Below are 15120 nucleotides of genomic sequence, written 5' to 3'. Positions count from 1 at the left end.
CAGGGCAGTCCTTTTACATTGTTTTCTCTAAATTATTTATATGGTGTAATGCACTTGGAAGTACTTTGTCTTTCATCATGAAACTGTATTCAGCCTGCTGTGCCAAATGGGAAGGAAACCGATCAACAAGTACCGGACCATGCGTTTCCAGATAGTTAGACTTCTTTTTCATTTCCGAAATAATGGCGTAATAGACGTTTTTCACGATATGACCTGCCTTGCCGGCCACAAAATATTGTCCAACATATTTAAGCTGCTGTACAACTCCGCCTGTCTCCTCCATTACTTCCCGCATTGCCGCATGTTCAGCAGTCTCACCTTTTTCTACTTTACCGCCCGGGAACTCCAATCCCCGATCTTTATGCCGCGTTAACAGCCACTTGCTGCCATAACGGCATATGACCCAAACATGTTTAGGGTGATCAGAAAATGGATGGTCGGCGAAAGACATCTTCACTTCATTATTGTAGTAATCTCTAAATGTAATCATCGTCCCACTGCCTTCTTCTTCACATCAAACCTACAAGTATTTGACTTCTGCGATCTTCCAGCCTCCGTCATACAAGAATTTGATTTCGATTGTATAATTACCGTGCAGTTCATCTGCATTGCTTTGTGTAATTGTAACATACTTATCGGACTCTGTTTTTACTTTGTATGAATTATCTGGATTGTACCACGCAGGTGTTTCAGTTGGCACAATATATAACCCGTCTGCCTTCTCTGTGAAGTAAAAGTCAACCATAGGTTCGCTTACCGTTCTGGACGCCACCTCGTCGAAGCTTTTCAGTAGTTCTTCCTTCGTATCGTAGTTGATGACCTTATAGTTTGCATCAATATCCTGTGTAATCTTGTCCATAAATGCAGCTGTCAGTTTATTAATTTGAGCTTGTGTCAGCTCTTGCTTTTCGATTGTCTGTTCTTCCGCTGCCTGACTGCTCTCTGTCGTTACTGCGAATATATTCTCTGAATGGTATGATAGCGCAAATGTAATTGGGACTAGGAGTGTGATAATGACAGCAAGTGTTTTCTTCCAACGTCTCATATGTATTCCTCCTTATTTAGTCTTAGTATAGGTATTCCTCACCTCAGGTTATTTAAAACCCATATGTTTGGATTCGTTAACTTTCATATCCAAAGTATCAAATCCATTATCCTCCTCCCAATCTCCTGCCAATCTTCACTTCCATAGGTAATTCCTATCTTTATGCCGCTCTGGTCGGATGAGAGATATAGTATTCCCTCCCTAATTGTCACTTTTTGTAATATATTTGAAAAAATCGTAATAATCCCGTTATCAAATGGGTATTGTTTCCATGACAACTGATTCATAACTGTTCTGTAACAAACTTTATGTAAAAACGAGTCTTGGATTCACAATCAGCACGATTACATTTTTGGAGGGATTTTTATGAAAAGAAGAAAGCATGCAGGATGATTTATACTTACGGCAGCATTATTTTTGACAGGCTGCGGTGCAGATGGAGCCTCCTCTTCAAGTGAGGGAGAAGAAAAAACGCCTACAGCAGAAGAAGTTCTTAGCCAAAGTTACGAAGCGAATGAAGAACTGAATAGTTTTGACATGCGCATGACTACGAACACAAATATTATGACGGATGGATTGGAACAGACTACAGAATCAAACTTTAGCGGCTCTATTGTGCAAGATCCATTTGAGTTTAAACTGAAGATGGAAGTAATCGGAGAAGAGATGGAAACGTATTTAAAGGATGATATGATTTATATGTATGAACCGACCACAGAAATGTGGCTGAAGATGGACAGCGAATCGCAATCAGCTATTCCTGATACAAGCGAAGCGACACAAAATCCTACAGACAAACTCAAAGAGATTCAAGAACTGTCTGACAGCATGGAAGTAACCGAAACAGATACAGCGTATGTGCTGGATGTAGCAATTGCTGAAGACAAAATGATGGAAGTCATGGAACAAGAATTAGGTACTTCTATGGCGGAAGTGCGAGGTGTAGAAGACCTCACGTTTGATTACACAATCACCATTAATAAGAAAACAAATTATATGACAAATACAACATTCGATATCGCAGGAAGCATGACAGAAGCTGGAACAGAAACACAATTCGATGGCGTTCTCAATATGGATATGTCTAACTTTAACGGTTTTGAAACAATTGAACTTCCTCCAGAGGCAGAAACCGCTATGGATCTTTCTGCGGAAACTGCACCAGCTGAACGAGAGACAACGATAACGTACTAATAAAACAAAAGGCATCACTGGGAGTACTGGCTCCATGTGATGCCTTTTAAAAATTAAATCTTATATTCTACGTCTGCATCTTTCTCCAGCTCGTCCACTTTATCAAGCATAACTGCCTGCAGATTCTGCTGTTCCATTGATGCTTTAAGCTGCTCTTTTACTTCTTCATATTTCGGTAGGCTATCTCCTTGCTTACTTTCTTTTGCTTGCTCTTCCATTTTTTCGTAATAACTCTTCATGTCGTCTTCTGTTACTTCTTTCGGTGACAGCTCGTTTTCAACGTACTTCGTTACAAGCATGCCTTCTTTTAATTGCTGCTTGTATTCTTCCTCCGTTGAGCCTGTCGCTTTTAATGCTTCAGCAAATTTCTCTTCACTTCCTAGCTGGTCTTTTGTCGATTGCAATTCTTCGTTTATTTCTTTATCGGATACTTCATAATCATTATTTTTAGCGGCTTGAAGCAGCAATTCATTGCCAACTAAGCTTTTTAACACTTGGTCCTGAAGTTCTTTGGCGGCATCATCCGTTGTCGGGTCTGCCCCGCCAGCTTGCGATTGCTGCTGCGCTTGGGTTAGAAGGGCATTATATTCTTTGCCTTTAATTTCTGTTTCATTGACGATAGCAACTGTTTTATCCGCATCTACTTGCTGTTTCTCGAATTTCTTCTGCATTTCTTCCATTTGCTTTTGTGCTTCTTCTTGTTGTTTTTGCGCTTCCTCAGTGTCAGCGCTGGATGAATTATCAGATTTATCTTCATCATTCCCGCATGCGGCCAATACTAATGCAAGCACCAGCATCAAGCATAGAGTCGTTAATCGTTTCATATTACAGAAACCCCTCTCTTGTTCTATGGTAACGAATGTAACATCTAACCGTAGACAACTCAAGTATACCACGTCTTTTTGGTAGAAAAGTAAGAGAAAGGCGCCCGTTTGTAGGGCACCTTTCTTAGGCAAACTTTTTGCGGTCTTTATGGTCCTTTACGACAAGGGCAGCGTGTACTGCACCTGGGACGAAAAATAGCAGTGTTAAAGCTAAATTCAACAATGCTTTGAACGGTTTGCCGGTGAATAACACTGCTACTGGCGGTAATAGAATTGCTAATAGGTACATCAACATAGGTATTCCTCCTCTAAGTTGCACTAATATAGATATACCCATCTCTATGTCTTTTGACACCTATCCGCCTTGCACGACGTCACGAGAGACATATGCTAAATATTCTGCATCCACCTCAACCCCTATTCCCGGACCGTCTGGAATGGCAATGCTCCCTCCTTCAACCCGGAGCGGCTGCTGCAGTAAGTCACGCGCAAAGTGTCTGTCTGAGCCGGATAAATCTCCCGGTATCGTGAAGCCGGGCAGAGATGCGAGCGCAAGATTATGCGCCTTGGAAATTCCTGATTCCACCATCCCGCCACACCAGACAGGCAAGCCCGCTTGCTGACAAAGGTCATGAATGCGAATTGCTGCAGTCATTCCGCCAACGCGTCCAATCTTAATATTGATGGTTCGGCAAGCTTCAAGTTCTAGTGCCTGCCAGGCATCTTCCCAGCTCTCCACCGTCTCATCCAGGCAGATAGGTGTTTTCACCTGCTTTTGCAGCTGCTGATGCAGCACCATATCACCCGACATAAACGGCTGTTCAATCATCAGCAGCTCCAAGCTGTCCAAATCAGCGAGCAGCGGTAAATCGGCTTGCTTATACATGCCATTTCCATCAATCATGAGAGGCAAGTTAGCGTCAATTTGCTTCACTCGTTCAATCTCCTGCCGCTCTTTGTACTTCTCCACCTTCAGCTTTGCTCGTTCAAAGCCTTGCTGATGGATCATTTCAATTGTCTGCTCCAAGTTATCCGAAAGACTAATAACAGCTCCAGCTTTCGCTTTCGTTTGCGTCCCGCCAATACAGGAAGCAAGACTCTTATTTTGCTGTTTTGCATACAAATCCCAGACTGCACCTTCTACCGCCGCTTTGGCCATTTGATTGCCAACAATACCAGCAAACAGCCCCGGAATTTCCGCAGGATGAGTTACCTTACTTTCAAATAGAAGCGGAAGCAGCGAACGCTGCAGCAGAATCCAGCTGGACACGACTGTCTCGCTCGTATAAAAAGGAACAGCAAAAGCCACCCCTTCTCCATAGCCGATACGCCCTTCTGAATCCTGCAGCTCTAAAATAATCCCTTCTCTTTCATGTAAAGCACCCGCATGTGTGGTGAACGGCTGCTTCAGCGGCAGCGTGTAGTGGAATAACTGATAACTTCTTAGCTGCATGATCCGCTATCCTCTTTCAAAAGCTCCTGCAGCTTATATCGCATTAGCTTATTGCTGGCATTTCGCGGGAGCTGCTCTACCCAATGCCAGTTCTTTGGAATCTTATAACGCGCGAGTCTTTGTTCACAGTATGCTTGCAGTTCTTCTATACTTACTTCTTGCTGTTTTACAAGAAAAGCTGCTGGCACCATTCCCCAGCGTGCATCTGCTTTGCCAACGACAGCGGCTTCTTGAATGCTTGGATGACCGGAAAGAATATTCTCCACCTCGGCTGGGTAAACATTCTCGCCGCCAGAGATAATTAAATCTTTTCTGCGATCCAGCACGTACAAATAGCCTTCTCTATCGGTATAGCCAATATCCCCTGTTGCAAGCCATCCATCCTGAAATGCGGATGCCGTAGCATCTGCGTTGCGGTAATAGCCATTTGTAATCATCGGTCCTTTTACTTGAATTTCCCCTGCTTCCTCTGGCTGCGCGAGACCAAATGTACCTTTAATCCGCAGCTGTGCGGGTACAAGGGCTTTTCCAGCTGATCCGAGTTTCCGGAGACTATCTTCCGGGCTTAGTGTGACAATTTGTGATGCAGTTTCTGTCATACCATAGGACTGGAACACCGGGATGGCACGTGTTTTTGCTTCCTGCAGCAGATGAAGCGGAGCAGGGCCGCCTCCAAGCAGCATACAGCGGAACGTTTCCGGGTACGTGACACCATCCCGCTCTTGAAGTCGCAGCAAACGCTGCAGCATCACTGTCACAACCGATACAATTGTGACGCCATGCTGCATAATTGCTGTTTGGACAGTTTGCTCATCAAAGCTTTTTGTCACATACAGCGGCATTCCATAAATAGCACTTTTGAAAATAGTAGATAAACCGCCTACATGGAACATTGGCAGCGGCGACAGCCATTTGTCATGTTGAGAAAGGCCAAGATTCAGTGCCGACCCAATCGCACTCCACCAGTGATTGCCGTATGTATGCTCTACACCTTTCGGATTGCCTGTTGTGCCGGACGTATAAATGATGCTGAACACGTTATCGAGCGAAAGCTCTGTGCAGCGTGTATATGCAGATACTGCTTGCTGCCCCAAATTCTCCATTGTGCATACAGCAGCACCTGTCTCCCTGGCCGCTTGCTCGTAAGCGGCAGGGGCAAGCAGCAGATCCGCCTCACTATCTTGCAGCTGGTATGTCCATTCCGAAATAGTCAGTCTTGTATTCAGCAAAATAAGCGTCGCGCCGATATAGCTTAAAGCATGAATAAGCACAATCATATCTACGCTGTTTGGCGACAGCACAGCAACTCGCGAGCCTTTGGTTATACCGAGTGTTACGAGACGTCCTGCGGCATTATCCGCCGCTTCATGCAGCTGTCTAAATGTCAGTTTCCTTCCTTCCGGTGTTTCTGCTGCCAAACGGTTTGGACTGAGTTCTGCCTGCTTTTGCAGCCAATGCGGTATCTTATCTGACATCTTTATCAACTCCTATTTTTCATAAAGAAGAACCTTTGCAGCATATCGCAAAGGTTCTGTCTTTCTGTCTATTAAGGGAAACGCGGGAATTTTTTGAAGTCAGGCGTACGTTTTTCTTTAAACGCGTCACGGCCTTCTTTCGCTTCATCTGTAGTGTAATAAAGCAATGTTGCATCTCCGCCCATTTGCTGCAAACCAGCAAGTCCGTCTGTATCTGCATTCAGAGAAGCTTTCAAGAAACGCAATGCTGTTGGAGACATAGATAGCATCTCTTCACACCATTTAACAGTTTCTGCTTCCAGCTGATCCAAAGGTACAACTGTGTTCACTAAGCCCATATCCAATGCTTCTTGCGCATTGTACTGCCGGCATAGGAACCAAATTTCGCGCGCTTTCTTTTGACCGATATTACGCGCAAGCAGACCAGCACCGTATCCTGCATCGAAGCTGCCGACACGAGGACCAGTTTGCCCGAAGATTGCGTTGTCTGCAGCAATTGTCAAGTCACATACAACATGCAGAACATGACCGCCGCCAATCGCGTAACCGGAAACTTCCGCTACGACTGGTTTTGGAATAACACGGATTAAACGCTGCAGATCTAGTACGTTCAAACGCGGCACTTGGTCTTCTCCTACATAACCGCCATGACCGCGAACTTTTTGGTCACCGCCTGAGCAGAATGCTTTCTCGCCAACACCAGCTAAAACGATAACGCCGATGTTTGAGTCGTCACGTGCGTATGTAAACGCATCGATCAATTCATTTACCGTATGCGGACGAAACGCGTTGCGTACTTCCGGGCGGTTGATCGAGATTTTTGCGATTTGGTTGTACTCTTCGTATAAAATATCATCATAAGTACGGGTAGCTTCCCATGTAATTGTCATTATGATTCCTCCATTATGTCTGCTTCATCATGAAGCAAGTATCTTCTTACTATTTTATCAAAAATTCGCGGTTGTTCAACATGGACGCTGTGACCAGCTGCCGCAGCGATATGTAAAGTGGCGTTTGGCAGCTGTTTTTCCATCTCCTGATTGATGCCGACGAACTTGTGATCCAATGCACCTGCGACCAGCACCACTGGTCTATCTAAAAGGGAAAGCTTGTCCCAATTAGAAGACTGCTTGCCGGTTCCCATCGTCCGAAGTGATGCAGCCAGTCCGCTTGCCTGCTGGGAAAGCCGCTCCTGCCTGATTTGCTTCTGGATAGACTTTGGTAAACTTTTTTGTGTTTCAAACAGAGGAATATTCCCCCAAAAGACTACAAACTCCTCCAGCCCCTCTGCTTCCAAGCGCTGTGCCAGTCGCTCATCTTGCTGCTGCCTGGCATATCTCTCTTCCTCTGTCTTCAAACCTGGAGAAGCACTCTCTAACAGAAGACCGCTCACTTTTTCTGGATAACGACAAGCAAACGAAAGAGCTGCTCGTCCGCCCATCGAGTAGCCTAATAACTTTACTTCGTTTATTGCGAGATTGTCCAGAAACGCTGCAACAGCATCTGTAAAGCTTTCCATTGTGATTGCATCAGAGCTCTCTGTTTTACCATGCCCCGGCATATCAATCGCAATCACACGATGCGATACACTCCAGGATTCGAGAAAAGGCACCCACGTCTGACTTGTACCTGTAAAACCGTGAAACAGCAGCAGCGTCGTGGCTGCTTGTCTATTGCCAGTTTCCACGTAATGAAAATTAAGCATGATGCTGCTCCAAATAAGTTAACAGCTGCCGTTCGGCTTGCTGCCATTTGCCCCGGTGCCAGCTGACATTCGCTTCTCGTTCGGTACGCACTTCGATAAGGTGCATACCTTTTGTACGATAACTTTCTTGTAAGGCACGAGAGAAAGCATTGCGGTCAGCTGCCAATGTGTATGGCAGCTGATACAAATTCGCTGCATGGGCAAAATCCAAATTGGTTGGTGTTCCAAATAGTGTCTCGAAGTGGGCAGCTTCCTGCGCCTGCGGCAGGAAGGAAAAAATGCCCCCGCCATTATTGTTAATCACAACTATGGTTAAATCCAGACCATAATTTCGACCGAGCATCAGACCATTCATATCGTGATAGAAAGAAAGATCTCCAATGACAAGCGTTGTTCGTTTGCCGCTGGCAGCAACACCTAATGCGGTAGAGACAACACCATCAATACCATTTGTTCCGCGGTTGCACCATGGCTGGACGTGCTTATCGGTTGCAAAGAAAAAGCTGTCCAAATCGCGTATCGGCATGCTGTTTCCGACGAATACATGGCTGTCTGCCGGTGTCTCCTGCAAAATATCCTGCACCGTTGTGCCTTCCGTCAGTTCCAGTTGCGCCGCATCATCTTGCAGCACGTCACAAGCAATGCGATTCATCTGTTGCCAAACCGGGAGCCAAGTATCCCGTTTTTCAGCAGGTTGCTTTGCCAGTGCTTCACAAAGAGAGGCAGGATTGCAATAAATGAATTGCGTATGCATTCCTACTGGTTCCCGGTAGCCTGCATGGTTTTCGACGACAATATGCTTGACCGCCGGGTTTTCTTTCAGCAGAAACATATATGGCTTGGATACTGGCATTGCACCGAAACGAATAATATAATCTGGCTGCAGCTGCGCTCGAACAGATGCTGCTTTCAAGATTGTATCGTATGTTTCGATAATCGTATCCTTGTCATGCTCTCCGCTTCGCAGCTGCGATAACGGATCAGCCAGTACAGGGAGCTGCCATGCTTTAGCTACTCGCACAACAGCCTGCGCAAGCGCCTTGTCTTCCTGCGGCCCAACAACCAGCAGCCCTTTCTTACCAGAAGCAAGGAGTTCAGCAAGCTGGCTGACTAGCTGTTCATCTAATTGTGATGTTCCATATAAAGATGGCTCTCCGTTACTCTCACCCGAAGACCAAATATTCTCCATCGTGAAGTCCGGCGTTAGCGGCTCACGGAAAGGAAAATTAAGATGAACAGGACCTGCATTGCCTTCCAATGCTTGCTGCATCGCTCTGGCTGCTTGCTGCTGCACATACCGCAATGCGGCAGGATTTGCTTCCGGCAGCATCATTTCATGGAACCATTTGACGAACCCGCCATACATTTGAATCTGGTTGATTGCCTGCGGCGCTCCTACATCACGCAATTCATGCGGACGGTCAGCTGTCAGCAAAATTAACGGAACTCTGCTGTAAAATGCCTCCACAACTGCCGGCATATAATTGGCTGCTGCTGTTCCTGATGTACAAACAAGCGCTACCGGCTTTTGGCTTTCCTTTGCCAAGCCGAGCGCAAAGAACGCAGCGGAACGCTCATCCAGGTTTACCCACTGCTTCATATGCGGATGCTCTGTCATTAACAAAGCAAGCGGCGTCGATCTGGAGCCCGGCGAAATGACAACCTGCTCGACTCCGCTTCGCCAAAGAGCATCCACAAAATGACCGACATATTTGGTTAACGTTTGAATATGACTCATTCAGTTACCTCCAGTGCTTCCAGCATCGGACGGAATTTTATTGCAGTTTCTTCAAATTCCAGTTCAGGATCGGAATCTTTTACGACGCCGCACCCTGCAAACAGGACAGCTTGCTTGCCGTCCAGCAATCCAGAACGAATCGCAACTGCTGTATCACCATTTTGATAGCTGTCCATCCAGCCAATGGGTGCACCGTACCAGCCGCGCTCCAGCGGTTCTCTGTCCGCGATAAAAGCAAGTGCTTTTTCCTTTGGCAGCCCGCCTAAAGCTGGTGTTGGATGCAGCTCTTGCACAATTTGCTGCATTGAAGCCCCGTTTCGTATATCTGCCGAAACAGGCGTATATAAATGCTGGAGCTGACGCAACTTCATCAATTCCGGTCCAGCAGGAAGCTGTAAATTATCCGTATATTTTCGAATGACACCTGTAATCATCTCGACCACATATTGATGCTCTTCACGGTTTTTACTGTCTTCAAGCAACGCTTTTCCGATCTCTGCGTCCGAAACAGCATCTTTTCCGCGCGGCGCCGTGCCCGCGACACAGCTTGTGTACAATGTTCCTGCTTCAACACGAACGAGCCGCTCTGGTGTAGCCCCAATGAAGCATGCCGAACCATTTTCCACAGCAAAAATGAAACTATCTTGCTGACTATTCATTAAGTTTCGAAGTACAGCAGCTGCTTGCAGTTTCTCTGCAAATTCCAGTTTCATTGCTCGCGCTAACACGACTTTATCCAAATCTGTCACTCTTATTGTGTTCGTTGCTTCCTTGATTAATTGTTTCCACACTTGCGGTTCCAGCTCTTGCTTATTTGTCAGCTGCATCGGGGAAGCTGTTAATGTGCGATCAGCCATCAGCGTCTCAAGCTGTTCTAAAATAACTGTAACAGCATCGTTTACATGAGCGCTATCCACCAGCTGGTTAATTGTTATATAATAGTTTGCCTTTGTTTTGGTCAAAGTAAAAGCAGGAATTCGATATTGCGCGGAAGGAAAATCCTTCCACAACTGCCGCAGCTGCTCTGTTTGAAAGTTGTTTCCGCAAAAGGCGACTGGCCCTGTTCCGGGTACCGCTGAAAGATTGTGAACTATTGCACTTTCTATAACATGCTCCCATTCATGAGACGAACGCATGTCCATAATGGTTGGTCCTGCACCAACCAAATAAAAATCATCTTTCTGGCTATACCAGAAATGACGCTCTCCTTCTAAAGAAGAGCCATTGGCGAAGAAAAGGAGCGGATCTATACCACTGATCTTTTCTGTCCAGCTTACTAGTGTTTGCCGCCCTGGTACGGCAGCGTTACGAAGAAAAGACTCGAAGTCTGTCATATATTGTTGAATCATTTTTTCCGACCTCCACATTACTGCAAGGACAAGTTTGTTCGTTAGCGTACATTTCAGATGTCCTTCCCTATTCTATTCCCTTTTTCACTGATTAACAAGGACTAGGACTTGATTACTTATCTTAAGTAAGTAATTTACGTTGACAGGCTTTGTCTGTTTCCCTAAAATTAATATGATATAATGCTCTGCATTTATAAGGAGAGAAAGTACTATGCAATCTATCGGAAACGATAATGTGCGCCAAGCACTGAATGAGCGCGATGGCTTTCAGGTGTGGTGGCGTCTTATGCGTCCACATACATTGACAGCGTCCTTCGTGCCTGTTTTCATCGGAACGATGCTTGCTGCATTAGATGGATCAATTAACTGGCTGCTTTTCGGAGCCATGCTGCTTGCTTGTATCCTCATCCAATGTGCAACAAATATGTTCAATGAATACTATGATTTTGTCCGCGGACTGGATAATGAACAGTCTGTCGGAATCGGCGGTACAATTGTACGCGATGGTATCAAGCCGAAAACTATTTTGACACTTGCGCTGGTCTTTTATGCCATCAGCATGCTGTTAGGCATCTATATTTGTATAGAGTCCAGCTGGTATATCGCTTTGATTGGGCTTGCATGTATGCTGTGCGGCTATTTGTACACAGGCGGTCCCTACCCTATTTCTTATACACCGTTTGGCGAATTAACATCCGGCGTATTCATGGGTGCTATTATCATTTGCATCACGTATTACATCCAGACCCTGACATTGACTGGAAGTGTCGTACTGATCAGCATTCCGACTACCATTTTCATTTCTTGCATCAATTTCGCTAATAACTTGCGAGATCATGATGGAGATAAAGCAAATGGCAGACGAACTGTTGCCATCTTACTCGGCCGTCCAAAAGGGGTTGCCTTTATGGGCATCTGCTTTATTGTCTGCTATGTCATCACAGCTGTGTTCATCGCAGTCGGATTGCTGCCAATCTGGGCAGTCATCACGTTCCTATCTATTAAGAAAGCGCGTGACGCTTACCGAGGTTTTATTGGTAAAACGCAGCCGCTGGAAATGATGCCGGCTATGAAAGCAACTGGACAAACGAATACGATTTATGGTTTATTGCTTGTGATTGCACTCCTGATCCAGCAATTTGTACCATTTTCATTCTAATGAAGAAGCGGGCAGCCTGCCCGCTTCTTTTCTATAGGTTTAATGTTGAAACGGACGGGAAATATATTACATACAGAAAGCAGGTTGTAACAATGGATTTTTCAAACACAATGATGGAGCAGCTGCACATGCGAGTTATTGAAGCAAAGCCAGAGCAAGTGGTCATGGAGATGCCAGTTGGTCCGCATAATCGGCAGCCGATGGGCTACTTACATGGCGGCGCAAGTGTTGCATTGGCTGAAACAGCAGCAAGTATCGGCGGCAATCTGCATGCTGATCCAGCCACGCAGGCTGTCTTCGGTTTAGAGATTAATGCTAATCATATTCGCAGCGTCCGATCAGGGATCGTGACAGCCATCGCCACCCCGATTCATATCGGTAGAACAACAATGATTTGGCAAATTAACATCTCGGATGAGAACAACGACCTGCTCTCTATCGCACGCTGCACGCTAGCTGTAAAAACGAAACGGCAGTAAAGGAGATGGAAGAGATAATGGATAAAAATAAATTAGAAAATTACCGCGAGCAATTGCTTGCTATGAAGGAAGAAGCAGAAGGACAAATTGAGGGTAATGACAGTTATAACAGCGCAAAAGAGTTCCCAAATGACTCAATCGGTGAAATGTCCACCGTTGCAAACCACCCTGGTGACCTTGGCACGGAGCTGCATGACCGAGAGACCGCGCAAACATTAAAAGAATCCGCACGTGAACGCTTACGCGATATCGAGGATGCATTGGACCGAATTGAAGAAGGCACATATGGAGTGAGCGAAAAATCCGGCAAGCCGATTCCGGAAGAACGTTTGCAGGCAGAACCGACAGCACGTTTACTAGTCGAAGAACAAGCAGAAGAGGAAGAAGCAAGAAGAACTTAATAAAAATGAGCATAAGAAAAGGCACCCTCGCAGGGTGCCTTTGTTAATTGCGGCGTGTAAAGCCATGTGGCCACATCCACACGTGTCTAAGACGTGCTTTACCGACTTATGCAATTCAGCTCATCGCTAGACTATTGTAGCACGGACAAGTATCAGTTGCAACAACTATTTCATTTAATAAAAGAAGCTCCCAATTGGGAGCTTTTTATGCTGCTGTGGAACCAGAACGTTTCCGTTTCGCGAACCATGGCTTCAGTTTTGCAAATAGCGGTACAAACACGATTGCAATAATGATACCTTTAATAAGGTTGAATGGAACAATACCAGCAGTGACTGCTAGCCATTTCGCTTCCGGACCCATGGACGGGTAACCTGCGAACATGATATAAAGCGGCAAAATGACAAAATAATTCAGTAATCCCATTCCAATTGCCATGACCACTGTTCCGGTTGCTAGACCTGAAACGAGTGTACGTTTGCTCGCTTTGAATTTATGATAAAAATACGCGACCGGCAAGACAAACATCATGCCTGCCAGGAAGTTAGCTACAACACCTACAGGATCACCTGCACCTGTAAAGATAAGATATAATAAGTTCTTAATTGCCTCGACTGCAACACCGGCAATCGGTGAAAATAGCAATGCGGCTAGTAACACCGGCACTTCACTAAAGTCAATCTTCAAATAAGCCGGCAGCAACGGAAGCGGAAAATTGAGAAGCATGAGCACCATGCTAATCGCTCCCATTAGAGCAATTGTGATTGTTTTTGTTAAATTGGATGAACGCATATTCGTTCTCCTCCTTCATCATATTCATCGATTCTAACTCTTGATGAAGGGGAAGCAGCAGCTTATCTACGTTAAAAAGCCCCGGAGCATAACGCTCTGGGGCCTGGAATATACGCAAATAAGCGGAAGACGTTTCACATACGGAACCCGTACGGAAAGCAAGGATAGCCAAGTTGGCATCCCTCTTCTGCTTCGTATCTTCTCCCATCCAGACTTTCACTGTCGGTCCCGGACTTGCACCGGATCAGCCGCAGAACAATTGCCCTGCGGGTCACGGACTTCAGCAGATATTCTGCTGTCACCGTCGGTCGGGAATTACACCCTGCCCCGAAGATAGAATCGATATGGATTTGTTATTTTATTATACTTGCTTTCAGCAGATTTGCAACCCCTTTGCTTACAAGTCTAATGGATTCAGACTTTCTCCACCAGAGAGATTTGTCAGGAATTTTACCAGCAAATCAATTTCCTGCTGAATCACGTGCAGGCTGACCGTTTCAACTGGAGAATGCATATAGCGTAATGGAAGCGAAACAAGTGCGGTTGAAACACCTTTGCCGGCATAACGCATTTTATCCGCATCCGTGCCTGTATGACGAGGTGTTAGTTCGTATTGCAGCGGCATAGCCAGCTCTTTGGCAGCTTGCTCTAGCAGCTGGTTTGCTTTTCGATTGATAGGCGCTCCCTTAGCCAGAACTGGTCCGCCATCTAAGCTGACATCAACGACCTTTCGTTTGTTCACGCCAGGATGGTCCGTCGCAAATGTTACATCACAAGCAATGGCAAGGTCGGGCTGAATACCCGCAGCTGCAAAATAAGCACCACCCATGTTCGTTTCTTCGTTCACCGTACTCACCGCATAAACACCAACATTTACTTTTTCTTCTTTCAATCTGCGCATTACTTCACCGACAATAAAAGAACCGGTGCGGTTATCGAGTCCGCGTCCTGTAAGATAGCGATCCATTAGGACGGATGGCTGGCGCTGATACACAATCAAATCGCCTACTTGTACGTATTGCTCGATTTCCTGCTTGGAAACTGCTCCACAATCAATATACAAATCCGGAAGCTCGAAATCTCCTTTTACTCCGCCAAGATGCATGGCATTCACACCAACAACGCCTGGAATGGTCTTGTTAAAGCCGAGCACTTGCACGGTCATTCCCAATGCTGATTTAGCGTTAAAACGCCCCATCTCGTCAATGCGCAAGAACCCATTCTCGTCAATGCCTGTCACGACCATCGCTATTTCATCACAATGACCTGCAAGAAGCACTTTAAAATCTGCATCGGGATTCTTTACTGCAATGGCATTTCCCGATACATCCGTACGCATTTCATCTGCGAAAGGTGCATATTTATTTATCCATTTTTTCTGTATTTCCATCTCATAGCTGGATGGCGATGCTGTTCGTAATAATTCCATTAGGAAATCTTGATTATCTAGCTGCATATCTATCCGCCTTTATTATGTAGTCTGCTTACACTGTAGCATAAGTGAAGCT

Annotated in this window: 16 protein-coding genes and 1 riboswitch; of the genes, 4 read left to right on the top strand and 12 right to left on the bottom strand. The window is 45.6% G+C overall.

Translation table 11 applies throughout. The features are described from left to right. Nucleotides 1–13: 13 nt before the first annotated feature. Both ytkD and CRO17_RS05315 read right to left on the bottom strand, forming a co-directional pair. Complete coding sequence (ytkD, locus tag CRO17_RS05320; RefSeq protein WP_097039956.1) at nt 14–490, bottom strand: RNA deprotection pyrophosphohydrolase; 477 nt, start codon at nt 488–490, stop codon at nt 14–16. Between the two features lie 30 nt (nt 491–520). Beyond that, a complete protein-coding gene (locus tag CRO17_RS05315) occupies nt 521–1045 on the bottom strand; it encodes a hypothetical protein (RefSeq protein WP_097039954.1) in 525 nt (174 codons plus the stop codon). Nucleotides 1046–1462: 417 nt separating this feature from the next. Between CRO17_RS05315 and CRO17_RS05310 the strand changes: the two genes are divergently transcribed. Then, on the top strand, nt 1463–2239 hold the full coding sequence (locus tag CRO17_RS05310; RefSeq protein WP_097039952.1) for a DUF6612 family protein: 777 nt from the start codon (nt 1463–1465) through the stop codon (nt 2237–2239). A 53-nt stretch (nt 2240–2292) separates the two neighbouring features. On the opposite strand, the gene CRO17_RS05305 is transcribed toward CRO17_RS05310, so the two are convergent. The 8 genes from CRO17_RS05305 to CRO17_RS05270 all read right to left on the bottom strand — a co-directional run bounded on the left by CRO17_RS05305 (nt 2293) and on the right by CRO17_RS05270 (nt 10783). After that, complete coding sequence (locus CRO17_RS05305; RefSeq protein WP_097039951.1) at nt 2293–3063, bottom strand: SurA N-terminal domain-containing protein; 771 nt, start codon at nt 3061–3063, stop codon at nt 2293–2295. Between the two features lie 124 nt (nt 3064–3187). Continuing rightward, on the bottom strand, nt 3188–3355 hold the full coding sequence (locus CRO17_RS05300; RefSeq protein ID WP_097040119.1) for a YqaE/Pmp3 family membrane protein: 168 nt from the start codon (nt 3353–3355) through the stop codon (nt 3188–3190). Between the two features lie 63 nt (nt 3356–3418). Next, the gene (gene menC, locus CRO17_RS05295; protein WP_097039948.1) at nt 3419–4516 is read right to left on the bottom strand and encodes an o-succinylbenzoate synthase; all 1098 of its coding nucleotides are present in this window, start codon (nt 4514–4516) and stop codon (nt 3419–3421) included. Further along, nucleotides 4507–5991 carry an o-succinylbenzoate--CoA ligase gene (locus CRO17_RS05290; RefSeq protein ID WP_097039946.1) on the bottom strand — a complete coding sequence of 495 codons (1485 nt, stop codon included), beginning with the start codon at nt 5989–5991 and terminating at the stop codon, nt 4507–4509. The genes menC and CRO17_RS05290 overlap by 10 nt, the downstream gene beginning before the upstream one ends. Before the next feature lie 71 nt (nt 5992–6062). Next, the gene (gene menB, locus CRO17_RS05285; RefSeq protein WP_077307923.1) at nt 6063–6881 is read right to left on the bottom strand and encodes a 1,4-dihydroxy-2-naphthoyl-CoA synthase; all 819 of its coding nucleotides are present in this window, start codon (nt 6879–6881) and stop codon (nt 6063–6065) included. Beyond that, complete coding sequence (gene menH / locus CRO17_RS05280) at nt 6881–7696, bottom strand: 2-succinyl-6-hydroxy-2,4-cyclohexadiene-1-carboxylate synthase (protein WP_097039944.1); 816 nt, start codon at nt 7694–7696, stop codon at nt 6881–6883. Before menH ends, menB begins: the two co-directional genes overlap by 1 nt. Continuing rightward, nucleotides 7689–9434 (bottom strand): 2-succinyl-5-enolpyruvyl-6-hydroxy-3-cyclohexene-1-carboxylic-acid synthase, encoded by a 1746-nt coding sequence (gene menD, locus CRO17_RS05275; protein WP_097039943.1) that lies wholly within the window; start codon nt 9432–9434, stop codon nt 7689–7691. Before menD ends, menH begins: the two co-directional genes overlap by 8 nt. Next, nucleotides 9431–10783, bottom strand: coding sequence for an isochorismate synthase (locus CRO17_RS05270; protein ID WP_179636846.1), 1353 nt, complete (start codon nt 10781–10783; stop codon nt 9431–9433). Before CRO17_RS05270 ends, menD begins: the two co-directional genes overlap by 4 nt. A 211-nt stretch (nt 10784–10994) precedes the next feature. Here CRO17_RS05270 and CRO17_RS05265 point away from each other — a divergent pair, with 211 nt between their 5' ends. From CRO17_RS05265 to CRO17_RS05255, 3 genes are all read left to right on the top strand, one after another. After that, nucleotides 10995–11942, top strand: a complete 948-nt coding sequence (locus CRO17_RS05265) for a 1,4-dihydroxy-2-naphthoate polyprenyltransferase (protein ID WP_097039939.1) — start codon at nt 10995–10997, stop codon at nt 11940–11942. Nucleotides 11943–12034: 92 nt separating this feature from the next. Next, on the top strand, nt 12035–12421 hold the full coding sequence (locus CRO17_RS05260) for a hotdog fold thioesterase (protein ID WP_097039937.1): 387 nt from the start codon (nt 12035–12037) through the stop codon (nt 12419–12421). A gap of 17 nt (nt 12422–12438) precedes the next feature. Beyond that, the gene (locus CRO17_RS05255) at nt 12439–12822 is read left to right on the top strand and encodes a TraR/DksA C4-type zinc finger protein (RefSeq protein ID WP_245864618.1); all 384 of its coding nucleotides are present in this window, start codon (nt 12439–12441) and stop codon (nt 12820–12822) included. A 205-nt stretch (nt 12823–13027) separates the two neighbouring features. Here the strand turns inward: CRO17_RS05255 and CRO17_RS05250 are convergent, their stop codons facing one another. Continuing rightward, nucleotides 13028–13612 (bottom strand): ECF transporter S component, encoded by a 585-nt coding sequence (locus tag CRO17_RS05250; RefSeq protein WP_097039933.1) that lies wholly within the window; start codon nt 13610–13612, stop codon nt 13028–13030. A gap of 192 nt (nt 13613–13804) precedes the next feature. After that, nucleotides 13805–13951, bottom strand: a riboswitch (FMN riboswitch). A gap of 58 nt (nt 13952–14009) precedes the next feature. Beyond that, nucleotides 14010–15068 (bottom strand): M20/M25/M40 family metallo-hydrolase, encoded by a 1059-nt coding sequence (locus tag CRO17_RS05245; protein WP_097039931.1) that lies wholly within the window; start codon nt 15066–15068, stop codon nt 14010–14012. Nucleotides 15069–15120 lie beyond the last annotated feature (52 nt).

Origin of the sequence: Terribacillus aidingensis, assembly GCF_900215625.1 — a bacterium.
GTDB lineage: Bacteria > Bacillota > Bacilli > Bacillales > Amphibacillaceae > Terribacillus > Terribacillus aidingensis.
The sequence above is the reverse complement of the archived record's forward strand: the minus strand, read 5'-3'. Positions and strand labels throughout refer to the sequence as shown.